This is a genomic window from Streptomyces sp. NPDC015125, assembly GCF_043080045.1.
In the GTDB taxonomy this organism is placed as follows: Bacteria; Actinomycetota; Actinomycetes; order Streptomycetales; family Streptomycetaceae; genus Streptomyces.
Genome location: NZ_JBIBVF010000017.1, coordinates 1 through 23,013, shown reverse-complemented (window position 1 = coordinate 23,013; position 23,013 = coordinate 1). Strand labels below are relative to the sequence as shown.

16 protein-coding genes and 1 pseudogene are annotated in these 23,013 nt (G+C 72.9%); 7 read left to right on the top strand and 10 right to left on the bottom strand.

The annotated features are described in order from the left end of the window. The first annotated feature begins 7 nt into the window (after positions 1-7). Positions 8-415, top strand: a complete 408-nt coding sequence (gene msrB, locus ACF088_RS28360) for a peptide-methionine (R)-S-oxide reductase MsrB (RefSeq protein ID WP_392378692.1) — start codon at positions 8-10, stop codon at positions 413-415. A gap of 97 nt (positions 416-512) precedes the next feature. Here the strand turns inward: msrB and ACF088_RS28355 are convergent, their stop codons facing one another. From ACF088_RS28355 to ACF088_RS28340, 4 genes are all read right to left on the bottom strand, one after another. Then, on the bottom strand, positions 513-1,796 hold the full coding sequence (locus tag ACF088_RS28355) for an NPCBM/NEW2 domain-containing protein (protein WP_392378691.1): 1,284 nt from the start codon (positions 1,794-1,796) through the stop codon (positions 513-515). A gap of 129 nt (positions 1,797-1,925) precedes the next feature. Further along, positions 1,926-2,585 carry a 4'-phosphopantetheinyl transferase gene (locus ACF088_RS28350; RefSeq protein WP_392378690.1) on the bottom strand — a complete coding sequence of 220 codons (660 nt, stop codon included), beginning with the start codon at positions 2,583-2,585 and terminating at the stop codon, positions 1,926-1,928. Next, positions 2,582-3,553 (bottom strand): metallophosphoesterase family protein, encoded by a 972-nt coding sequence (locus ACF088_RS28345; RefSeq protein ID WP_392378689.1) that lies wholly within the window; start codon positions 3,551-3,553, stop codon positions 2,582-2,584. Before ACF088_RS28345 ends, ACF088_RS28350 begins: the two co-directional genes overlap by 4 nt. A gap of 62 nt (positions 3,554-3,615) precedes the next feature. Further along, positions 3,616-5,331, bottom strand: coding sequence for a PucR family transcriptional regulator (locus ACF088_RS28340; protein ID WP_392378688.1), 1,716 nt, complete (start codon positions 5,329-5,331; stop codon positions 3,616-3,618). Positions 5,332-5,551: 220 nt separating this feature from the next. On the opposite strand from ACF088_RS28340, the gene ACF088_RS28335 reads away from it, so the two are divergent. Further along, positions 5,552-6,085, top strand: a complete 534-nt coding sequence (locus ACF088_RS28335) for a type 1 glutamine amidotransferase domain-containing protein (protein WP_392378687.1) — start codon at positions 5,552-5,554, stop codon at positions 6,083-6,085. Positions 6,086-6,104: 19 nt separating this feature from the next. Here ACF088_RS28335 and treZ read toward each other — a convergent pair whose 3' ends face one another. Beyond that, positions 6,105-7,982 carry a malto-oligosyltrehalose trehalohydrolase gene (treZ, locus tag ACF088_RS28330; RefSeq protein ID WP_392378686.1) on the bottom strand — a complete coding sequence of 626 codons (1,878 nt, stop codon included), beginning with the start codon at positions 7,980-7,982 and terminating at the stop codon, positions 6,105-6,107. A gap of 363 nt (positions 7,983-8,345) precedes the next feature. Between treZ and ACF088_RS28325 the strand changes: the two genes are divergently transcribed. Further along, on the top strand, positions 8,346-8,822 hold the full coding sequence (locus ACF088_RS28325) for an FHA domain-containing protein (protein ID WP_392378817.1): 477 nt from the start codon (positions 8,346-8,348) through the stop codon (positions 8,820-8,822). A gap of 95 nt (positions 8,823-8,917) precedes the next feature. On the opposite strand, the gene otr(A) is transcribed toward ACF088_RS28325, so the two are convergent. After that, on the bottom strand, positions 8,918-10,894 hold the full coding sequence (gene otr(A) / locus ACF088_RS28320; protein ID WP_392378685.1) for a tetracycline resistance ribosomal protection protein Otr(A): 1,977 nt from the start codon (positions 10,892-10,894) through the stop codon (positions 8,918-8,920). Between the two features lie 140 nt (positions 10,895-11,034). Continuing rightward, positions 11,035-12,573, bottom strand: coding sequence for a dihydrolipoyl dehydrogenase family protein (locus ACF088_RS28315; protein ID WP_392378684.1), 1,539 nt, complete (start codon positions 12,571-12,573; stop codon positions 11,035-11,037). Positions 12,574-12,697: 124 nt separating this feature from the next. Here ACF088_RS28315 and ACF088_RS28310 point away from each other — a divergent pair, with 124 nt between their 5' ends. After that, positions 12,698-13,585, top strand: a complete 888-nt coding sequence (locus ACF088_RS28310) for a LysR family transcriptional regulator (protein WP_392378683.1) — start codon at positions 12,698-12,700, stop codon at positions 13,583-13,585. Positions 13,586-13,645: 60 nt separating this feature from the next. On the opposite strand, the gene treY is transcribed toward ACF088_RS28310, so the two are convergent. Next, positions 13,646-16,132, bottom strand: a complete 2,487-nt coding sequence (treY, locus tag ACF088_RS28305; RefSeq protein WP_392378682.1) for a malto-oligosyltrehalose synthase — start codon at positions 16,130-16,132, stop codon at positions 13,646-13,648. 447 nt (positions 16,133-16,579) lie between these two features. Further along, the gene (gene glgX / locus ACF088_RS28300) at positions 16,580-18,832 is read right to left on the bottom strand and encodes a glycogen debranching protein GlgX (protein ID WP_392378681.1); all 2,253 of its coding nucleotides are present in this window, start codon (positions 18,830-18,832) and stop codon (positions 16,580-16,582) included. A gap of 242 nt (positions 18,833-19,074) precedes the next feature. Between glgX and ACF088_RS28295 the strand changes: the two genes are divergently transcribed. The 3 genes from ACF088_RS28295 to ACF088_RS28285 all read left to right on the top strand — a co-directional run bounded on the left by ACF088_RS28295 (position 19,075) and on the right by ACF088_RS28285 (position 22,626). Further along, positions 19,075-19,890, top strand: coding sequence for a Tat pathway signal sequence domain protein (locus ACF088_RS28295; protein ID WP_392378680.1), 816 nt, complete (start codon positions 19,075-19,077; stop codon positions 19,888-19,890). Positions 19,891-19,939: 49 nt separating this feature from the next. After that, entirely contained in the window at positions 19,940-21,283 is a 1,344-nt protein-coding gene (locus ACF088_RS28290) for a copper amine oxidase (protein WP_392378679.1), read from the top strand. Positions 21,284-21,384: 101 nt separating this feature from the next. Then, complete coding sequence (locus ACF088_RS28285; RefSeq protein ID WP_392378678.1) at positions 21,385-22,626, top strand: SAV2148 family HEPN domain-containing protein; 1,242 nt, start codon at positions 21,385-21,387, stop codon at positions 22,624-22,626. An 80-nt stretch (positions 22,627-22,706) separates the two neighbouring features. Here ACF088_RS28285 and ACF088_RS28280 read toward each other — a convergent pair. Further along, positions 22,707-23,013: pseudogene (locus tag ACF088_RS28280) on the bottom strand (hypothetical protein); the annotation flags it as partial.

The window sequence follows — 23,013 nt, the reverse complement described above, 5'->3', positions numbered from 1 at the left end:
GACCCAGATGCCGTACGAGATCGACAAGCCCGACGAGCAGTGGCGCGCCGAGCTGACCCCCGCCGAGTACCAGGTACTCCGCCAGGCCGGCACCGAGCCCGCCTTCGTCGGTGAGTACACCGACACCAAGACCGAGGGCGTCTACTCCTGCCGCGCCTGCGGCGCCGAGCTCTTCCGCTCCGACACCAAATTCGCGAGCCACTGCGGCTGGCCGTCCTTCTACGACCCCAAGGACACCGACGCCGTCGAACTCATCGAGGACCGCACCCACGGCATGGTCCGCACGGAAGTCCGCTGCGCCCGCTGCGGCTCCCACCTGGGCCATGTCTTCGAGGGCGAGGGCTACCCGACCCCCACCGACCAGCGGTACTGCATCAACTCGATCTCGCTGCGGCTGAGCCCGGACGAGCGGTGAGCGGCGCGCCGGACGGCAGGTAGCGGACCCGCCCCGGGGCGCTGAGCCGGCGGACCGCGGCAGGCCGTCCCGGTCCGGCCGCTGCCGGGCGGCCTGATCAGCGGCAGGTGATCTGGGGGCCGCCCCAGTCGGCGTGGTCGGAGTCGTTCCCGTTGCCGCCGTCGGTGACCACGAGCCGCAGCCGGCTGCCGCCGGAAAGATCTGCCGTGAGGCGTTTCGCGGGCTGGTCGACCGTCATCAGCCCGCTGTCGGCGACCTTGGTGCCGTCCCGGTAGATCTGGAAGACCACGGAGCCGTTCGCGCCCACCTCGTCGTCGAGTCCGACATCCACGGTGAGGGCGGAGCAGCTGCCACCGAGGTCGTAGGTGACCTCGTCGTAGGCGTGCGCGCCCAGCCCCTGGGAGTAGGTGGCTCCCTGGATGGTGAGGGGGTGCCCGTCGATGCTGCTGTCCTGCCTGAACGGCGCGAAGCTGTACTTCTGGGAGCTCCACGGTCGGCTGCCCAGTGGCGTGGTGTGGCCGGCCGGCGGTTTGTCCGCGGGACCGGGGCCGGGGCGGGGCGAGTGCGACGGTTTCGCCGGCGACGAGGGCCGGGTGCTCGGGCGCTTCGGCTTCTTGCTGTGCGTGGGGGACGGGGAGCCCGATGGCGAACGGGAAGCGGTCGCGGAGCTCCTGTCAGACGGCGGCTGCTCCGTGGTGGGGGCCGAAGAGTGGTCCGACCGGTCGCGGTGCCCGGCCGCGGCATCGTCGCGCTCCGTGCCGAGCAGTGGGCCGACGGATATGGCGACGCCGGCCAGGACGGCCACGGCGACTGCGAGCACGGTGATCCGCGCCGGTGAGAACCGCGCCCGCCGGGGCTTGTCCGGCGCGTCGGGCAGGACCGTCCCCGAGAAGCTCATGCCGGCCGTGGGCGCGCCGCCGGCGCCGGACGGCTGCGCGCCGTCAGCGGGGCCGGGGCCTTCCGCCGTCTGGGCGGCCAGCCAGGACGCGAAGTCGTCGCGCAGCTCGGTGTTCCGGGCAGTGCGGTGCCAGGCGGCGGCGGTATGGCGTACCGCCGCGAGCAGGGCGGGCCGCCAGGGCGGATCGGCACCCTCTTCCGGGCCGGGGGAGTGCAGGACGTGGTTGATGGCTTCCTTCGCCAGATCCGCCGCGGCCTGGGACGAGCGGCAGCAGTCACGGGCGTAGGCCAGCACGGCCGCGTAGTGCCGTTGGTGGAACTCGTTGAGGGCTACCTGGCCCGTCCGGGCCGCGCCGTCCGGAGCCGGTGTGCCGAACGGAGTGTCCGCCGCCCGGCCGCCGGACCGGGCTGCCGCACGGATGCGCCGGACCAGCTCGGTATCGGAGGGTGCTGTCCCACCGGTGGTGTCGCAGTGCTCTTGCATGAGTGGGCTAATGACCCTTCAACGTCCTGACGGGCCATGAAAAATACCGCAAGCAGGGCGGGTATCCGGCGGCCGGTGCGTCGTTCGGCACCGGAGGCGGCGGGCGACTCGCACCCCGCGGCCGCCCCGTCACACCGTGTCCACGATCGCCGTCACCACCAACCCCGCCCCCACGAGCCACCGGCCGGTGAATTCGGTGAGTTCCCTGCCGTCGACCACGGGACCCGGGACGAGGAGGCGGGCGGTGAAGGTGGCGTTCGACGGGTCGAGGGTGAGGAGGGCGTCCTCGAAGCCGAGCCAGCGGTGGGTGAGGGGATACCACGCCTTGTAGACGGACTCCTTCGCGCTGAACACCAGGCGGTCCCAGCAGACTTCGGGCTGTGCGCCGGCCAGCCGGCGCAGCTGGGTGCGTTCCTCGGGCAGGGTGATGAGGTCGATCACGCCGGGATCGTCCACGGGCAGATGGGGCTCGGCGTCCAGGCCGAGGGTCCGTACGTCCGCGGAGCGGGCCACGGCGGCGGCGCGGTAGCCGGCGCAATGTGTCATGGCGCCCACGATGCCCGCCGGCCACAGCGGCTCCCGGCCGGGGCCGGGGAGCAGCGGCGCGGGGGCGATGCCCAGTTCGGACAGCGCGCTGCGGGCGCAACGGCGTACGGTGCCGAACTCCTTCTGCCGCTTGGGCACGGCGCCGGAGACCAGCGCCCACTCCTCGGGAAACATCGCGGAGACCGGGGCGTCGTCAAAGGCCTCGGAGGTCACGACCGGGGCCGGCAGCAGTTTGTCGATCACGTGGTGGTCCCGGGGGTCCCGGTGGTGCCGGGGGTCCCGGTGGTTCCGGCGGCTACGGGGACGGGCGCAGGCAGGATCCGGACCGGCCGGCCCGGTGCGCGGGAGCGGCGCTGCCACTCCCGCGGATAGCCGAGCGACACCTCCTGATGGGGTACGCCGTCGCAGACCAGCAACCGCGGGATGTGGAGGTGGCCGTAGACCACCGTGGCGGCACGGAACCGGCGCGGCCAGTCGGCGGTCGCCTCGGTGCCGCACCACAGCGCGAAATCCGGGTACCACAGCGGGTCGGTGGGCTCGCGCACCACCGGCCAGTGGTTGACGAGCACCGTGGCCACATCCGGTGGGAGGGCGGCGAGTCTGGCCTCGGTGGCAGCCACCCGTGCCCGGCACCACGCCTCCCGCGTCGGATACGGGTCGGGGTGCAGAAAGTGCTCGTCGGTGCAGATCACTCCGGCCTTCTCCGCCTGTGCGAGCGCCTCTTCCTTGGACGCCGTGCCGGGCTGCCGGAAGGTGTAGTCGTAGAGGAGGAAGAGCGGCGCGATGACGGCCGGGCCGCCGGCGCCCTCCCAGACCGGATACGGGTCCTCGGGGGTGAGGACGCCCAACTCGCGGCAGATCTCCACCAGATGCTCATAGCGGGCCACACCGCGCAGCTGCACCGGGTCGTTCTCCGGCGTCCACAGCTCGTGATTGCCGGGCACCCAGATCACCTTGGCGAACCGGCTGCTGAGCAGGGTGAGCGCCCAGCGGATGTCGGAGACGTATTCGCCGACGTCGCCGGCGACCAGCAGCCAGTCGTCGTCGGACTCCGGTCTCAATCCCTCGACGATGTCGCGGTTCTCCTGGTAGCGGACGTGCAGATCGCTGACGGCCACCAGGGTGCCGCGGTGGCCGCCGACTTGTGGGGAGCCGGGCGTGGGGGCGGGGCCGGTGGCGCCGGGCGGGAGAGCACGGGTCTCGTAGGTCACCCCTGAAGTAAAGACGGTGCGGGGGAGAGAGTGAAGGGCGGCCCGGGCGGCGGGGCTCCGCGTCACCGGCCTGGCGGTGGGGGAGCGGGCCGTCCGCCGGAGCCGCCGGAGCCGCCGGACCCGCCGGACCCGCCGGCCGGAGCGCCGCCGCGGCGGATGCGGGTGGCCAGCCAGAGGTCGAAGCGGTCGTCGGGGTCGTCGAGGCGTCGGCCGGTGAGGTCCATGGCCTTGTCGAGGCGGTTGCGCACGGTGTGCCGGTGGACGCCGAGCCGCCGGCTGGTGGCGTCCCACGCGCCGCCGGTTTCCAGCCAGGCCGCCAGGGTGGTGATCAGCTCCTCGCCGTGGTCCGCGAGGTCGAGCGGGCCGAGCACGGTGTCGGCGTAGCCGTGCAGCGTACTGCGGTCGCCCAGGTCGAGCAGCAGCCGGCTGGTCTGGCTCTGCCGGGCCTCCGCGGGCTCCTTGCCCGCCCTGCTGACGGCGAGCAGTCCGGCAGCCTGGCGCAGCGACACCCGGACCGCTTCGGGAGCGGTGGCCGGCCCGATTCCGGCCGGGCAGCGCGGGGCGAAGCGGGCAAGCACCTCGCGGATGTCCAGCTCCTCACCCACCACCGCCTCGATGACCACGCCCGTTGCCCCGTCCACGACCCTGACCAGGCCGCCGGGCACCGCCAGCGCCAGATCGGCGGCCATCTCCTGCGCGGCGCCGTCCGTGGCGCTGTCCGTGGCGCCGTCCGCGGGCCCGGTTCCGCCCACGGACGGTGTGCCGGCTGCCGACCCGGTTCCGGTCGCCGACCCGTTTCCGGCCGCCGCGGCGCGCGCTGCCGTATGGTCCGGGGCGCCCTCCGCCGCCACCACGACCCCCCGCACCCGCTCGGCCGTGAGCCCCACGGAATGCAGCATGTCCCGGGCCCGGTCGGCGGACGGATCCTCGTCGGCCAGCAGCTCCGACAGCAGCGCCGACCGGCGGCGGCGCTCCGGCTCATCGCGGAGATGGCGGCGCTCCAGCTCCAGGGAGAGCAGCGAGACCAGGCCCGGTACGACCGAACGGGCGGCGTCGTCCGGCCGGCCGGTGAGCAGCAGCAGTCCGCGCAGCCGCCGGGCGCCCAGCGGCTGCACCTCCAGCTGCTGCCCCGCGGCCGTGCTGGACGCGCTGCCGCGCAGTCCGCGCGCGGCGACCCGGTCCAGCAGCTCGGGCGCCTGCGCCGGCAGCGTCCGCGGCTCGCGCTCGCTGGTGGCGAGCAGCCGCCCGAGCGGGTCGAGCACCGCCGCGCCCACGCCGGTGGCGGCCGTCCACTCCGCCAGCATCGGCCGCAGCCCGTCGCCGGTCGCCGCGGCGGTCAGCCGGCGCTGGGTCGCGAACGCCCGTTGCAGCAGCTCGCGCTGTTCGTCGGCCCGTGCGTCGAAGACCGCCTTGGTGACGGCGATGAACGGCACCTCGTCGGGCACCGTCAGCAGCGGCAGACCGGCCTCCTCGGCCGCCCGCACCAAGGGCTCCGGCGCCTCCTGGTACGGCAGTCCCTGCCCCAGCCCGAGCGCCAGACACGCCGCCCCGCCCTCGGCCGCGTCCCGGACGTACGCCCGGCAGGCAGCGGGCTCCATCGGCAGCAACAGGCCGATGGTCATGAGGAGTTCGCCGCCCTGCAGCCACTTCCCCGGCGTCGGCAGATCCGAGACCGTCGCCGCTTCGATGGTGCGGGCCAACTGCCGTGGTGGCACGTCGTAGGTGACCGACAGGCGGAGATCGGGCCGGGCCAGCAGATCGGAGAGATGCAGGGGCATGGACACAGTGTCCATCACCTGCCGGGAGAGTGGACGATCGGGCGAGCGGGGTGGGTGGAGGGCCCTGCGGATGGCCGAGGGGTTCTTGCGGATGGCCGACGGGTTCTGCGGATGAGTGCATGCGCTCTCGCCCGTTATGGTCGAGAGGTGGGGGGAGCGGGGCTCCGAGCGGGGCTCCTCTCGCCTCCCGGCCCCATCGACGGAGGGACGTGAGCGCAGTATGCAGGCGGCTTTTCTGGTGGCTACCGAGGGCATCGAACAGGTCGAGCTGACCCGGCCGTGGCAGGCGGTGACCGACGCGAGCGGCGGCCCGACGCTGGTCTCCACCCGCGCGGGAAAGGTGCAGGCGTTCCACCACCTGGACAAGGCGGACACCTTCCCCGTCGACCTGACGGTGGACGAGGCGACCGCGGCGGACTTCGACGGACTGGTGCTGCCCGGCGGGGTGGCCAACCCGGACGCACTGCGCCTCGACGCGCGGGCCGTGGCGCTCGTCAAGTCGTTCTTCGACGCCGGGAAGCCGGTGGCCGCCATCTGCCATGCACCGTGGACGCTCATCGAAGCCGATGTGGTGCGCGGCCGCACGCTGACCTCCTGGCCGAGCCTGCGCACCGACCTCCGCAACGCGGGTGCCACCTGGGTCGACGAACAGCTCCAGATCTGCACCAGTGGACCGAACACCCTGATCACCAGCCGGAAACCGGCCGATCTGGAGGCCTTCTGCGCGGCGTTCATCTCGGAGTTCTCGCACTGAGGCCCACCGCGGCCGCTCCCTACGGCCCGAGCACCACCGCCGACTCCGGCGGCAGCCGGAGTACGCCGTCCGCCCCGGGAAGCCGTGCCCCGGGCCAGCCCGCCAGCGCCTGCAGCGCGGTGGTGCCGACCGGGCCGTGGCCGTCCGTGTCCCCGCCCCCGTCGGCACGGCCCCCGTCCGCACCGTCCCCGTCCGCACCGTCCCCGTCCGCACCGTCCCCGTCCGTGCCCTCGCCGCCGAGCGGAATGGCGGCCGTGGTCTCCCGCGCGAGATTGACCGCCACCCGGAGCGGTCCGCGCCGCAGCAGGAGCCAGCGGGCCTGCTCGTCATAGCGGACGGTGGTGTGGCGTGGATCGGGGTCGGTCAACGGCGGCAGCTCATGGCGCAGCGCCAGCAGCGTACGGTGCCAGGCCAGCAGCGCGGTGTGCGGCTCCACGGAGGGTTCGCTCCAGTCCAGGACGCAGCGGTCGCGGGTCGCGGGGTCCTGCGGATCCGGCCAGTCCTCGGCGTGACCGGCCCAGTCGTACGCGGCGAACTCGCGACGACGCCCGGCGCGTACCGCCTCCGCCAGCTCCGGATCCGTATGAGCGGTGAAGTACTGCCACGGGGTACTCGCGCCCCACTCCTCGCCCATGAACAGCATCGGCGTGAACGGCGCGCACAGCACCAGGGTGGCGGCGCAGGCCAGCAGCCCCGGGGAGAGCCCGGCCGCGAGCCGGTCGCCGAGCGCACGGTTGCCGATCTGATCGTGCGTCTGGGCGTAGGCGAGCAGCCGGTATGCGGGCGTCACCCGTAGGTCGAGGGGCGCGCCGTGCGCCCTGCCGCGGAAGCTGGAGAATGTCCCGTCGTGGAAGAAGCCGCCGGTCAGCGTCTTGGCGAGAGCGGCGAGCGGGGCATGTGCGAAGTCGGCGTAATAGCCCTGGGATTCGCCGGTGAGCGCGGTGTGCAGGGCGTGATGGAAGTCGTCGTTCCACTGGGCGTGCAGACCGTGCCCGCCGTCCGTCCGTGGTGCGGTGGTGCGCGGATCGTTGAGATCGGATTCGGCGACGAGGAACAGCGGGCGCCGCAGCTGCCCGGCCAGCGCGTCGACGGCGGCGGACAGTGCGGCCAGGAAGTGCGGGGTGCCGTCGTCGTGCAGCGCATGGACGGCGTCCAGCCGCAGCCCGTCGAGCCGGTAATCACGCAGCCAGGAGAGCGCGCAGCCGAGGAGATAGTCGCGCACCTCGTCGCTGCCGGGGGCGTCGAGATTGACCGCCGCGCCCCATGGCGTGTGATGGGTGTCGGTGAAGTACGGCCCGAATTCCGGGAGATGGTTGCCGGACGGGCCGAGGTGGTTGTGCACCACGTCGAGCACCACCCCCAGCCCGTGGCCGTGCGCGGCGTCCACGAACCGCTTGAGCCCGTCGGGCCCGCCGTACGGTTCGTGCACCGCCCAGGGCGCGACCCCGTCGTAGCCCCATCCACGGCTGCCGGGGAACGGGCAGACCGGCATCAGGGAGACATGGGTGATGCCCAGGTCCGCGAGGTGCCGCAGCCGCGCGGCTGCGGCGTCGAAGGTGCCCTCGGGGGTGTACGTCCCGATGTGCAACTCGTAGAGGACCGCGCCCGGCAGCGGGCGGCCGGGCCACGGATGCCGCCACCCGAACCGGTCGTGCTCGACGACCGCGGCCGGCCCGCCGGGGCCGTCCGGCAGCCGCGCGGCCCGCGGATCGGGCAGCGGCGGCCCGCCGTCGAGCCGGAAGCCGTACCGGTCCCCGTCGCGGGCCGGTGCCTCGGTACGCCACCAGCCCGCACGTCCGGCAGCGCGCTCCAGCGGGACGTCCGGCTCACCGGCCCGGTCACCCGCCCACTGGAGAGCGACCTGCCCGGCCTTCGGCGCCCACACCTCGAACAGCACGGCCGTCCTCCTTCGTTCGCTCCGGTCCCGACGGAGAAAGCATGCCCGCATGCCGCCCGGCAGCCCCTCGCGGCGACACGGGCCCTCGCGTCATCCGGCCCGGTCGCCCCGCCGGCGAGCCCGCGCCCACCTGCACCGTCCCCCGCACTCAGCGGCACCGTCCCCCGCGCCGACCTGCACCGTCGCCCGGGCCGACCTGCACCGTCGCCCGCGCCGACCTGCACCGTCCGACGCGCCCACCTGCATCGTCCCCGCGCCCAACACCGCCTGGACAGCGGGTCGCGGTGGCCGGAGAATCACGCTATGACTTCGCTCGAGTTCCCCGCGCGCCCGTCGGATGCGGACCGGGAACGCGCTCTCGACCTGCTGCGCGACGGCGCGGCACAGGGACGGTTGTCCCAGGACACCTTCCTGCGACGACTGGAACTCGTCCTCACCGCCCAGCAGCAGTCCGAAATCGAACTGGTCACTGCCGACCTGGCCGACCGGGGCAAGGTCCAGGGCACCCTCCTGCGGATGGTGGGCCGGGCCTCGGCGTTCCACATCCGGGTGCGCCGCGCCTGGCGCAGAGAGCGGCTGCCGAAGCTGCTGCTGCCCGAGCCGGGCCCGCTGCCGCTGCTCATAGGGCGGGCGCCGGGCGTGGGCCTGCGCCTCAACCACGACACGGTCTCCCGTGCGCACGCCGAACTCCGCAGCGTGGGCAAGGGGTGGCTGCTGCGCGACCTCGGCTCCACCAACGGGACCTGTGTCAACGGCCGCCGGGTGGTGGGCGAGGTGCCGGTCGGCCCCGGTGACCACATCACCTTCGGCCAGGTGGATTACGTCCTGACGCAGCGGTGAACGGGCGGCGCGGCCGGACCGCGCCGGACCGCGCCGCGCCGCCCCCCCCCGAGGGCCGCGCTGCCGCACCCCCCGGGGGCGCAGCAGCCACCGCCTCATCCGGACGCACCGCGCGGCGCCGCATCCCCCCGCACCGGCCGGTCGCCCGACGGGTACGACGTCCACACCCCTTCACCGTGCGTCAGGCCGGGCAACAGCCCCTGGAACTCCTGGACCCGGCGGGCCGGGAGCGAACCGCTGACCAGCCAGGAATGCCGCCCGCCGGAGGTCTCGGTGATTTCGGCGCCCAGGGCCGCGAGACGGGCGGTCACCGCGGCGAGCGCGGTGAGCGGGACCTCGGCCTCGAAGGCGTGGTACGGCTCGTGAACCCGGGTGCCGGCGGCCCGCAGCGCCTTCCCCAGCACCGGGGCGGTGACCGCACGAAAGTCCCCCGCGGTGCTGAGCGGGCCGACGAAACCGGAACGCGTCAGCACCACCCGGCAGTCCGTCACCGCCAGGCCGTGCGGTCCGCATCGCAGGGACGCCAGCGCGGTCTCCTCGATGGCCTGGTGGAAGCCGTGCGGCAGGGCGCCCAGTTCGGTCTCGTAGGTGAAGACCGGGCCGGATCCACGGGCGCCCGGCTCGACCCGGAGGCCGACCGTGGCCCAGGGACCGGTGTGGCCGCGCTTGGCGATCTCATGGCAGGCCTCGCCGACCCCGGACGGCCGCTCGACGCACACCACCCGGCTGGGCGCGAACTCCGCCTCGATGCCGTGCTCCTGACGCAAGGTGGCGGCGACGATCTCCTTCTGCACCTCGCCGTGCAGCAGCACCGAGGTCGCGCCGTCCGGCGCGGGGCGGGCCCGCAGCAGCGGGTCCTGGTCGGCGAGCGCCAGCAGCGCGGCACGCAGCGCCGCGGCCTGCGCCGGACGCCGGGCGCGGACCAGGGTTTCGAGGGTGGGGGAGGCGAACAGGGCGCCGCCGGCGGGGCTCTCGGCGGCCGGCCCGAGACGGTCACCGGTCCGGACGCCGGGCAGCCCCCGGACCACCCCGATATTGCCCGGGGTGAGCGGCCCGCCGTCACCGGGCGGCCGGCCGACGACCTGGAGAGAGGTGATCCGTCCGGTCAGGGGCCCGCCGGGGCCGTCGGCCCCGGGCCGGTGCAGCTCGACCTGCTGTCGAGGCCGCAACTCGCCCCCGTAGAGCCGGATATGGGCCGTCCGTTCGCCGTTCGGCGGCTGCTGGACGGCGAAGACGGTGCCCCGCGGAGTGGTGCCCGGGACAGCGGGCGCCGGCGGAATCAGCCGGGCCATGCCCTCGATGAGCGCGCCGACGCCCTGACCGCCGAGCGCGGAGCCGAAGTACACCGGGTGCAGTGAGCCGTCGGCGGTCCGGGCGGCGAGCGCCGCGCGGAGCCGGTCCGCGGTCGGCCCCGGCCCGTTCGGCTGCGCGCCGTCCTGGCCGCCTTCCGGCCCTTCGGGGCCAGGGCCCACCAGCTGGGCCAGGACACGCTCGTCCACCTCGGCCACCAGTTCGGCGATCCGCTCGCGGACTCGGGGGTTCTCCAGGGAGTACGGCACCGCCTCGGCCCGCGCGGTGCCGAGGCCGGTCACGGACGTCATCGGGACGGCGGCCGGTGTCAGCAGCCGGCGGATGTCCGCGAGCAGCTCCTCGTCCCGGGCGCCGGGCCGGTCGATCTTGTTGATGAACAGCAGGGTGGGCAGCCGCAGCCGCCGCAGCGTCTTCATCAGCACCCGCGTCCTGGCCTGGACGCCCTCCACCGCCGACAGCAGCAGCACGGCACCGTCGAGCACCCCCACGGCGCGCTCGACCTCGGCGATGAAGTCGGCATGGCCGGGAGTGTCGATGAGATTGATCTGCACCTCGCCGACGGTGAAGGAGGCGACGGCCGAGCGGATGGTGATGCCGCGCTGCCGCTCCAGCTCGCCGGTGTCCGTAGCGGTGTCACCCGCGTCGACGCTGCCGAGCCGGTCGATGACACCGGTGTCGAACAGCAGCCGCTCGGTGAGGCTGGTCTTACCCGCGTCGACGTGGGCGAGAATCCCGATGTTCAGGGTGTGCGAAACAAGCATGGAAAGGGGTTTCCTCAAGAACTGTCGTCCGGCCGGGGCGATGAGTAGTTCCGAGGAATCCGCGCATTCCGTGCTCCTGGTGTGGGGAAAAACGGGCGTACGGGATCATGGTGCCAGCCGTGCGCGGGGCCGCAACCGAATTAACGGGCGGTGGCCCGGGCCGCCGTGGCGTGCTGGTGCAGCCCCCGGCCCGCCAGCGTCAAGAACGCCTCGCCGACCGCCTCCGACAGCGTCGGGTGCGCATGGAGGTGCGCGGCGACATCGGCCGGCTCGGCGTCCCAGGCCACGATCAGCTGGCTCTCCGCGATCATCTCCGAGACATGCGGCCCGACGAGATGGACGCCGAGCACCGCGCCGGTGCTCCCCGAGCTCTCCACTTCTCCCCCACTCTCCACTTCGTTCGAGCGGGGGGACCCCCATGCGCAGGGGAGCCCCCGATCACCGCCCGCCCCGCCCGCCGCGGCGATCACCTTCACCATGCCGCCCTGACCGTGCACCATGCCCTTGGCGGTGGCGGCCAGCGGCATGGTGTTGACCCTGACCTTCAGGCCGCGGTCGCGCGCCTCGGCCTCGGTCAGGCCGACCGAGGCGGTCTGCGGCGAGGAGTACGTCACCCGCGGCACGGTCGCGTAGTCCACCGCACGCCCAGGAAGGCCCGCCAGCGTCTCGGCCACCAACAGGCCTTCCGCGAACGAGGCATGGGCCAGGCCCAGGGACGGCGGCGGCAGCAGATCACCGACCACATGGATGCCCGGCACGGCGGTCTCCAGCCGCGACCGGTCCACCGGTGCCACGAACCCCCGCTCGTCCGCCGACAGCCCGGCGGCCGCCAGGTCCAGCCCGTCCGTCACCGGGACCCGCCCCACCGCCACCAGCAGCCGCTCGGCCTCGATCACCAACTCCCCGTCCCGAGGGGTGCGCACCGTGGCCCGTACACCGTCCGGCAGCAGCTGGGTGCCGGTCAGCGTCGAGCCGGTACGCACCGCGATGCCGCGCTTCTTCAGCCCGCGTACGAGATGACGGCCGACGTCCTCGTCCTCCAGCGGAAGCAACCGCTCCGCCGCCTCGACGAGCGTGACCTCGGCCCCCATGGAGCGGTGGAAGGACGCGTACTCGACCCCGATCGCGCCGCCGCCCAGGACCACTACGGACGCCGGGAGTCCCGGGGCGAAGAGCGCGTCGTCGCTGGTCACGATGCGGCGGCCATCGGCCACCAGGCCCGGTAGCAGACGTGGCCGGGAGCCGGTGGCAAGGACGATGCCGCGCCGCGCGGTGAACTCCCCGGCGCCCTCGATGTGGACGGTACGGGGGCCGGTCAGCCGCGCCGTTCCCTGGACGACCCGCACCCCCGCCGTCCGCAGGTTCCCCACCACACCGTGGTGGTTGCGGCTGACGAGGGTGTCGCGGGTGGCCACCAGGGCCGGCCAGTCCAGGGACTCGACGGTGGCCTTGACGCCCCACCGCTCGCGGGCCTCCGCGATACCGTCCACCAGCTCGGCGGCGTGCAGCATGGCCTTGCTGGGGATGCAGCCACGGTGCAGACAGGTGCCGCCGACCAGGTCGCGCTCGGCCAGCACCACCCGCAGGCCCAGGGACGCGGCGCGCAGCGCGGTGCTGTAGCCACCGGTGCCGCCGCCGATGACAAGGACGTCCGTCGTGTTCGTGTCTGTCTGACTCATGTGAGCAGACTCCGCCCACCTGCGGCGATGAGTCCAAGGCAATGTTTCTATGGAGTTGATGCAGAGGCTTCATGGGGGAGTGCGGCTTCATGAGGCGGGCCGAGCGCACCGGGGAGGGGCGGGCATGAGCCTGCGGCAGATGGAGTACCTCGTCGAGGTCGTCGAGCGGGAGTCCTTCACCCGCGCCGCCGAGGCGCTGCACGTCACCCAGTCCGCGCTCTCGCATCAGATCAAGGCGCTGGAACGGGAGGTCGGCGGCGCGCTGCTGGAGCGGATGACGCGCGGGGTGCGGCTGACCGCGATGGGGCGGGCCTACTTCCCGCACGCCGAACTCGCCGTCCGCAGTGCCCGGCAGGCCCGCCGCGCCGCGCTCGCGGCGGGCGGCGCCCAGAGCGGCGAACTGCATATCGCGACGGTGCACGCACAGGCGATCGGGGTCCTTCCGGAGGTCTGCGCCCGCTGGGCCCGCGAGCATCCGGGCGTGCGTCTGGTGCTCCATGAGTACGCCACCACCGAGGAGTTGTCCGAGCAGATGGCCCGCGGCGTCGCCGATATGGCGCTCGGCCCGCCTCCCCGGGACTGGCCGGGCCCGGTCACGGCCGTGGGACAGGAACGGATGGTGCTGGTCGTCCCGCACGGCGACCCGCTCGCCGCCCGGGAGTCGGTACGCCTCGCGGAGCTGGCGGACCGCCCGTGGGTGCGCTGCAGCCTGGAGCCGGTGGTCGGCGGACGGCGCTGGCTGGACCTGGAGTGCGAACGGGCCGGCTTCACGCCGCGTACCGCCGTCCGCACCCAGCACAGTTCGACCGCCGTCCGGATGGCCTCGGCGGGCGTCGGCGTGCTGCTGACCGCGGCCCATGAACTCCGCGGCCTGGACTGTGCCTTCGTGCCCACCGACCCGCCCTGGCGCCGCGACATCACCGTCTTCTCGCGGGTCGAACTGACCGGCGCGGCAGCGGAGTTCACCGCGTACCTCCGCATGGCGGGAGACACCGGCGACGCCGGGAACTGATCGCCGACACCCCCTCGCTCGGCGACGAGCGACGCCGGGAACCGACGCCCCGACGCCCCCTCACTCGGCGACGAACAACGCCACCGGTGACACCGCCAGCAGCTCGCTCAGCCCCACCGCCGCGCCCCCCGGCAGCTCGCGTCCGGTCGGCAGCTCGCGCCAGGGGCCGCCCGGTGGCAGCCGCAGCAGGGTGTCCCACCAGCCCCCGGTCTCCACCAGGCGCAGCGACAGACGGGTCACCACCGTCAGCACCCGGCCGCTGCGGCAGAACGCCACACAGTGCTCGGCCGCCGGGCCCTCCGCATACACCGGCTCATACGACGCCGTGGCGCCGAACCACTGGGGACACGCACGCCGCAGCCGTAGCGCTGTGGTGGTCAGCCGGAGCTTTTCGGCGGACAGATCGCGTGGTGCGCCACCGGCGTCCAGCTCGGCGAGCAGCTCCGGACAGAAGCGGGCCGGCCGCCGGTTGTCCGGGTCGACCAGTGCGGCATAGGCGCGTTCGGTGCCCTGATAGAGGTCGGGGACGCCCGGCATGGTGAGATGCAGCAGCGTCGCGCCCAGCACATTGGCGCGGATGAAGGGGGCGACTTCCTCGTCCAGCGCGGCGAGCGGTGCGGCCGTGGGACCGCAGGGCCCGTTGCGTACGAACTCCTCGACCGCCTCCTCGTAGCCCGTGTCCGGCTCCGTCCACGAGGTGCGCAGCCCGGCCTCCCGTACGGCCTTGAGGACCGCGGGCGCCACCCGCTCCGCCGCGGCTCCGTCGCCGGGCGCACCCAGGCCGAACGCGGTCTGCCAGGCCAGCCACGACACCATCGGATCCGCCGGACCGGCTCCGTCCAGTCCACCGGCGCCGACGTCGCACACCGCCCCCTCGGCCATTGCGCCCAGGACGTCCCGCCACCGGTCCGGGCACTCCGACAGCACCGCGATCCGGGCCCGGACATCGGCGCTGCGCTTGGTGTCGTGCGTGGAGAGCACCGTGCCGGCCACCGGCCGGTCCCGCTGCACCCGTGCGCAGTACGCATGGAACGCCTCCGGGGGGAGCGCCGGTTCCCCGGGGGTGCCGCCGACCTCACAGGCCGACAGCAGCACCGGATAGCGGTAGAAGGCGGTGTCCTCCACGGATTTGGCGTGCAGCGCGGACGCGGTCTGGGCGAACCGCGCGGCGAAGTCGGCGCAGTCCCTGCTGTCGTGGCCCGGGGGGTCCGTCAGCCGGCCGAGATCCGGGGGGTCCATCAGCCGGCCGAGCGCCAGATCGTGGATCAGATCCACCGCCCGCGCCTCCTCGGGCACCCGGAAGGCGGTGCGCGCCCCCGCAGCGGCCGCGCCCAGCATCGCCGCATCCTGCTCGGCCTGCCCCTGATCCGCGGGGTACGGGCGGTAGACCGGCAGCCGCACCATCAGCTCACGGATGGCGTGGCGCAGCGCCCACGGCGCATGGTCGCCCGGCCCGGGGACGCGTGCGCTGATCCGGCCCGCGGTCCGCACCAGCCGCTCGACCTCCGCGGCCAGATCGTGCGTGATGACCTCGTACGCGGCCCGGCGGACCGTCTCCTCCCAGTCGCCGCCCTCGTCGGCCAGCGGGGTGACGAAGTCCCGGTAGTGGGAGAAGAGCCGTCCGGCGCCCTGCGGGCAGACGAAGAGACCGTCGATGTGGCGCAGGGCGTCATAGCCCGTGGTGCCCGCGCAGGCCCAGCTCTTCGGCAGCGGTTCGTCGCCGGTGAGGATCTTCTCGACCACCGTCCAGCGGCCGCCGGTCCCCTCGTGCAGGCGGGCCAGATAGCCGCCGGGGTCCACCAGGCCGTCCGGATGGTCGATGCGCAGCCCGTCGACGACGCCCTCGCGGATCAGCCGCAGTACCGTGCCATGGGTCGCCTCGAAGACCTCGGGGTCCTCGGCGCGGACCGCGATCAGCTCCGAAATGGTGAAGAAGCGACGGTAGTTGAGCTCGCTGCGGGCCAGCCGCCACCAGGCGAGGCGGTACCACTGGGCCTGAAGGAGGCGGGGCAGTTCCAGGCCCTCCGTACCGGGGCGCAGCGGAAAGGCGTGCTCCCGATAGCGCAGCACCTCACCCTCGACGCGGAAGTGCCGCGCCTCCTCGCCGAGCCGGCCGCCGAGCACCGGCAGCAGCAGCCGGCCGCCGTGTCCGGCGTCCCAGTCGATGTCGAACCACCGCGCGTACGGGGATGCCGGGCCGTCGCGCAGCACCTGCCACAGCGGCCCGTTCAGCGACATCGGCCCGGGCACGGCCATATGGTTCGGCACGAGATCCACGACCAGTCCGAGGCCGTGCGACCGGGCCGTCGCCGCCAGCGCCCGCAGCCCCCTCTCACCGCCCAGCTCGGCCCGTACCGCCGCATGATCGACCACGTCATAGCCGTGCGTGGACCCCGGCACCGCCTCCAGGACCGGCGAGAGATGCAGATGGGAGACGCCCAGCGCGGCCAGATGGGGGACCGCCCGCTCGGCGGCGGCGAACGGGAAGTCCGGCTGGAGCTGCAGCCGGTAGGTGGCGGTCGGCGACGGACTCGGTGGCTGCGTCATGGGAACACCCGTACCCCGCTGACGGCCCGTTGTGTCATCGCCGCCCGGCATTGGTGTCGTCCCTTCCTCCAACGGGGCGGGTGGAAAGGCCATGGATCTTCAGATCTTCGGAGCAGGGCGAGGCGGGTCCCGACCGGGGTGCGGCAGACGCCGAGCAGGCGCCGAGGCGGGCGCCGCGGGCCCTTCGGGCGGGCCTGCCGCGCCCCGCGCGGCGGAGGGGTGCCTGACCGGGCACGCGGTGTCCGCCCGGCCCGCGCCTGGACGCCCCGCGTCCGGATGCCCCACGCGTCGGCCGTCTCGCCGGGCCCACGGCCCCTTTGCCGCCTTTTTGCCGCTTTTGCAGCCTTCACCGTCGCCGTCGGAGCCGCCGCAGTGATCCTCGGCCTCGCCTGCGGCCTCGCCTGCGGCCTCGCCTCCGGCTCCCCGGTCCGGCGCCCCCCGCTCCTACTACGCCGGCCGCTGCAGCACCAGCAGGCTCCGGCCGACGAGCGTCAGCCGGTCGCCGGCCTTGACCTTGGCGCCGCCGCCGTCCGCCACCGCCTGCGGCCGGTCGGTGTCCACCACGATCTGCCACTGCCGGCCGAGGTGCTCGGGGACGATGAACTCCTGCTCCCTGTCATGGGCGTTGAACATCAGCAGGAACGAGTCGTCGGTGACCGGTTCGCCGCGCGGACCCGGCTCGGAGATCGAGCTGCCGTTGAGGAACACCGCCAGGGACTTGGCATGCACCGACTGCCAGTCGCGCGGCCCCATCTCCTCACCGCCCGCCGTGAACCACGCGATGTCGGACAGCTCGTCGTGGGTGCCCTCCATCGGGTGTCCCTGGAAGAACCGCCGGCGCCGGAACACCGGATGGTCGCGCCGCAGCCCCACCAGCTGCCGGACGAACTCCAGCATCGCCCACTGCTCCGCCTCCCCCTCCGACGCCGCCTCCTCCTCCGACGCCTCGACTCCCTCCGACGCCCCGTCTCCCCCCGACGCCTCGTCCGCCCGGTACACCTCGTCCGTGGCCCCGGGCTTCTCCGGCGCGCCGGCGCCCCCGCCCGGTCCCCGCTCCGGCCAGCGCACCCACGACAGCTCGTTGTCCTGGCAGTACGCGTTGTTGTTGCCGTCCTGGCTGCGCCCGAACTCGTCCCCGTGGCTGAGCATCGGCACGCCCTGCGACAGCATCAGCGTGGCGACGAAGTTGCGCATCTGCCGCGCCCGCAGCCGGCGCACCCCGGGATCGTCGGTCGGCCCCTCGGCGCCGCAGTTCCAGGACCGGTTGAAGCGCTCACCGTCCCGGTTGTCCTCGCCGTTGGCCTCGTTGTGCTTCTCGTTGTACGCGACCAGATCGTGCAGCGTGAAGCCGTCGTGGCAGGTCACGAAGTTCACCGAGGCCAGCGGACGCCGCCCGTCCTCCTGGTAGAGGTCCGACGAACCCGTCAGCCGGGACCCGAACTCGGCCAGGGTGCGCGGTTCGCCCCGCCACAGATCCCGCACGGTGTCTCGGTACTTCCCGTTCCACTCGGTCCACAGTGGCGGGAAGTTCCCCACCTGGTAGCCGCCCTCGCCGACGTCCCACGGCTCGGCGATCAGCTTCACCTGGCTGACGACCGGGTCCTGGTGCACCAGATCGAAGAACGACGACAGCCGGTCCACCTCGTGGAACTGCCGGGCCAGCGTCGCCGCCAGATCGAAGCGGAAGCCGTCCACCCGCATCTCCTGCACCCAGTAGCGCAGCGAGTCCATCACCAGCTGGAGCACATGCGGGCTGCGCATCAGCAGCGAGTTCCCGGTGCCGGTGGTGTCCATGTAGTACTGCTTGTCGTCCGACAGCCGGTAGTACGAGGCGTTGTCCAGCCCCCGGAACGACAGCGTCGGGCCCAGATGACTGCCCTCGGCGGTGTGGTTGTAGACGACATCGAGGATCACCTCGATACCGGCCTGATGCAGTGCCCGCACCGCGGTCTTGAACTCCAGCACCTGCTGCCCGCGGTCGCCCCAGGACGCATAGGCGTTGTGCGGGGCGAAGAACCCGATGGTGTTGTAGCCCCAGTAGTTCGTCAGCCCCGCGTCCACCAGCCGGTGGTCCTGGACGAACTGGTGCACCGGCATCAGCTCCAGCGCGGTCACCCCGAGCTTGGTCAGATGGTCGATGACCGCCGGATGCGCCAGTGCCGCATAGGTGCCGCGCAGCTCCTCGGGGAGCTCCGGATGGCGCATCGTCAGACCCTTCACATGGGCCTCGTAGAGCACCGTCTCGTGATATGCGGTGCGCGGCGGACGGTCGTCGCCCCAGTCGAAGTACGGGTTGACCACCACCGACGCCATGGTGTGCGGCGCCGAGTCCAGGTCGTTGCGCACCTCGGGACGTCCGAAGTGGTAGCCGTAGACGGCCTCGTCCCAGTCGATCCGGCCGCTCATGGCCCGTGCGTACGGATCGAGCAGCAGCTTTGCCGAGTTGCAGCGCTGCCCCCGTTCCGGTTCGTACGGACCGTGGGCCCGGAAGCCGTAACGCTGCCCCGGCATCACCCCCGGAAGATACGCGTGCCGCACATTGGCGTCGCTCTCGCGCAGCTCGACGGCGGTCTCCGAACCGTCGTCGTGCAGCAGACACAGTTCGATGCGCTTCGCGGCTTCGGAGAACACCGCGAAGTTGGTGCCCGCCCCGTCATAGGTGGCACCCAGCGGATACATCTGTCCCGGCCAGACCTGCATGGGTAGACTCTTCCACTTTCTTCTCGGGCGCAGCGGCGACTCCACGACGCACATCCGCGAAACGGATCGAAATCCTTCCCCAACTTTTCGCAACTTCTCGCACACAGAGGGCTTTTCGCGGGATCTCCGCTCAATGGTGGAGCAACCTGTCGCGATGTCGGATCGTCCTACTGGTCGTCCTGTTGGAGGACGGACGGGGGATCCGACATGCATGTCATGGAATGTGACAGCAGGGGGGAACCGTGCGCCACCTGATGCACCGCCATCTCGGCAAGGTCCTCGCGGGGGCCGCCCTCGCGCTGACGGGCACCGCCGTCATGGCCGCGATCACCTTGCCCGCCGGCGCGGGCGCCGCCGACGGAGCCGGCGGCCGGAGCCGGTCCGGTGCGGCCGGCCCGTTCGCGCCGGGACAGGATCCGGGGCCACCGCCGCCCGGCGTCGTCGAGGGAACCCGCCCGCAGGGGGAACGCGGCCGGGGACGGGATCCGCTCACCGACGACGAACTGAGGCGCGCCCGGGATCTGGCCCTGCCGCGCACCCGGCGCGGCGTCGCCGCCGATGTCACCGGACGGCCCGGGCCCGAACCCCTCACCACGGACCTGGCCGAACTCGCCCCCTCGGAGGCCGGGCTCGCCGACCCGCCGCGCCGGGCACTGGTCTCCTTCTACGACTACAAGAGCGACAGCTACCTCACCACGACCGTCAACCTCACGACCTCGAAGGTGGAGTCGGCGGACACCCGGCACGGCGTCCAGCCGCCGCCCAGCCACGCCGAGGCCGTCGAGGCGTCCCGGCTGCTGATCGCCGCCCCGCTGGGATCCGGGCTGCGCCAGGACTATCGCGAGGCCACCGGACGCGACCTCACCGGTCCTGAACCGCTCGCCGTGACCGGCTTCGTCTACCGCGGCCGCGCGGAAGGCGAGGCGCCGGGCGCCCTGGGCGACTGCGGGGAACACCGCTGCATCCGCCTCTTCACCAAGGTGCAGAACGGCCCGTGGATCGACACCCGCCGCTTGGTGATCGACCTCAGTGCCCGCACCGTCGCCCGCCTCGGCTGACCGCCCTGCGCACCGCCGACCCCACCACTCCTTTCCCGGGAGCCCTTGTATGCCCCAAAGACGCCCCGCCGGTACCCGCCGCCCGCGCCGCCGTGCCGCGGCCCTCACCGCAGTCCCCGTGCTGCTCACGGCGACCGCCCTGCTGACCGGCCCTGCCGCCCAGGCCGCCCCCGAAGCCCCCGCTTCCGCCCCCGCCTCCGCCGCGCCCGCCCCCCGCTGCGGCGCCGCCTACCGCATCACCCAGACGCTCGAGGGCGGCACCGTCTGGCGGATGTGCTGGCACTACGAAGGCAATGCCGGCCTCGTCCTGGACGACGTCTCCTACCAGCCCAAGGGCGAACGCGCCCCGATCAAGGTGCTCACCACCGCCAAACTCGCCCAGATCCACGTCCCCTACGACGACGGAGGCAACGAATACGACGACCTCACCGGTCAGGGCTTCGCCCAGGGCCTGATGAAGCTCGACCCGGCCGAATGCCCCGGCGGCACCATCAAGACCGTCAGGGTGCCCGGCGCCTATGACGCCGCGCACCCCGACGTCAGCGGCCTGTGTGCCACCACCCGTGCCCGCGGCCACGCCTACCGGGTGGGCCCCTACCCCGGCGAGCACGCCAAGACCTACCAGCTCCAGGGCAAGGACCTGCTGCTCTACACCGTCAACAAGACCGGCTGGTACGAGTACATCAGCGAGTGGCGGTTCTCCGGCGACGGCACCATGACCCTGCAGGTCGGTGCGACCGGCACCCTCTCACCCAGCGACTTCGACGCCGGCGACGGCCGTGGCACGCCGATCGGCAAGGGCGCCAAGGACTACGCCACCAGCCATAGCCACAATGTCTTCTGGCGGCTGAACTTCGGCCTGGACGGCAGCGCCGCCAACAAGGTCGAGCAGTTCGACTCCGCCACCACGATCCGGCCCGGCGGCAGCACCCCCACCATCCGCACCACGCGTACCCCCATCACCAAGGAGCTGGCCGGGGACTCCGGCCCACTGCGCTGGTGGCGAGTGGTGAGCGCCACCGGAAAGAACCAGGACGGCCACCCGCGCTCGTACCAAATCGTGCCGGGCCCCTCAAGCAAGTACACCGGGCGCAGTTACACCACACACGACATCTACTTCACCGAGTACAACAAATGCGAGCAGTTCGCCAGCAACAACCTGGCCAACTGCGGCACCCGGGCCGGCAAGAGCGTCGACACCTGGGTCAACGGTCAGCCGCTGAAACACCCCATCGCGTGGGTCAACATCGGGTTCCACCACATCGCCAGGGATGAGGACCAGGAGCCCATGCCTGTTCACTGGCAGGGCTTCCAGCTGGTTCCCCGTGACGTCACCGCTATGAATCCGCTCACTCCACCCGCACTGTCCGGGCACAACGGGCACTATGGATAAGGGGAGTTGGTAACCGACTCCATCCATCCTGCTGCACCGCCTCCCGCACCGCAGTAGTCTGCCTTGATCGTTGGCACGGGGGGTTCGGAAGGCGGTGGCAGGTGAGCGGCGGGCTGGAGTTGCCCCCCGGTGACGAGAGTCATGAGGGCCATGAGGGCGGCTCCGTCGACGCACCGCCCGGCGCGGTGTCCCTGGCACGCCCGCTGGAAATCGGGGCGGAGCTGGACTGGGGCGCCGACGCCTGGAGCGAGGTGCGCACGCGAGCCCGGCGGGCCGGCCGCGCCTACATCTGGCTGAATCTCGTCGAACAACGGCTGCGGGCCGTCGTCGCGGCCGTGCTGCGGCCCATCTACGAGCCGGTGCACGGCGACGAATGGGTCATCGCGGCGGCCGGACCCGCCGGACAGGAGTGGGTCCAGCGCGCGGTCGCCGTCCGTGAGGTCAGCCGCCGCAAGGGCTACCTCCTCGACCCCGCCGACGACAACATCGTCAGCTTTCTGACGCTGCCGCAACTGCGCGAACTGATGGTCCAGCACTGGCCCTGCTTCGAGCCGTACTTCGACGACCGCCGCGAGGTCGAGCTGGCCCTCGACGAACTGGAAGTCGCCCGCAACATCGTCTCCCGCAACCGCGCCCTGTCCGAGACGGTCCTCGCCCAGGCCGAGCGCGCCTCCGCCCGCCTCCTGGACATCCTCGGCTCCGGCGTCGGCACCCGGATCTCCGGACGGCTGCCCATCGACGCGGTGGAGGACCTGGTCGGCGACCGCTACGCCGATGTCATCGGGGTGCACTCCGACCGGGTGCGGCTGCAGCGCCAGCTCCCCGTCGAGGACCTCTTCGGCAATGCCCGCCGGCTCGACGCCGTCGGCATAGGACTGAACCTCCTGGTCCAGAACTATTCGGGCCGCCGACTGGTCCGGCTCGCCGAATCCGGCTGCCGGGTCCGCCTGCTCTTCCTCAACCCGGCCAGCAGCGCGGTCCGCCGCCGTGAGCGCGAAATCGGCCTGAAGAAGGGCGAGATGAGCCGCTCCATCGAGATGAACATCCTCCATATGCGACGGGTACGCGCCCGGCTGCGCGACCCCGGTGCCTTCGAGATCCAGGTCTTCGACGAGACCCCGCGCTTCACCGCCTACCTCGTCGACGGGGACGGCCCCGACGGCGTGGCCGTCGTCCAGCCCTACCTCCGCAAGAGCCGTGGCATGGAGTCCCCCGTCCTCGTCCTCCGCGGCGGCGGCCGGGAGGTCGTCCGCCAGGACGCCCGGGACGGTGACCACGGCCTCTTCGAGACCTACCGGGAGGAATTCGAGAGCATGTGGGCGGATTCGCGGCCGGTTTCCTGACCGGCGGTCCTGTGGTGGCGCCCCCCCCCCGGCGGGGGGGGCCCACGGCCCGGAACACGCGGGGTGGGGGTGGCCCGGTGTCAGGAGGGGTCCGCGGGCGCGGCGACCTCCGGCGTGGCGGCCTCAGACATGGTGGCCTCCGGCGCGGTCGGTACGCCGGGCAGGCCGGCCAGGTCCGCGGCGGGCAGCCCGTTGCCGAGCATCGTGGCGGCGACGACGTTGACGATGCCGGTCATCAGGTCCTTGACGGCCGGGCTCACCTGTTCGGCGGTGCCGGAGGTGGTGGCCTTCACCAGGGCGTCGATCTGCTTCTGGAGCGCGGCCTCCGCGGCGGCGGACAGGTCGGTGGCGGCCGCGGTGCCGTCGTCGCTCTGGGCCGTGACGGGC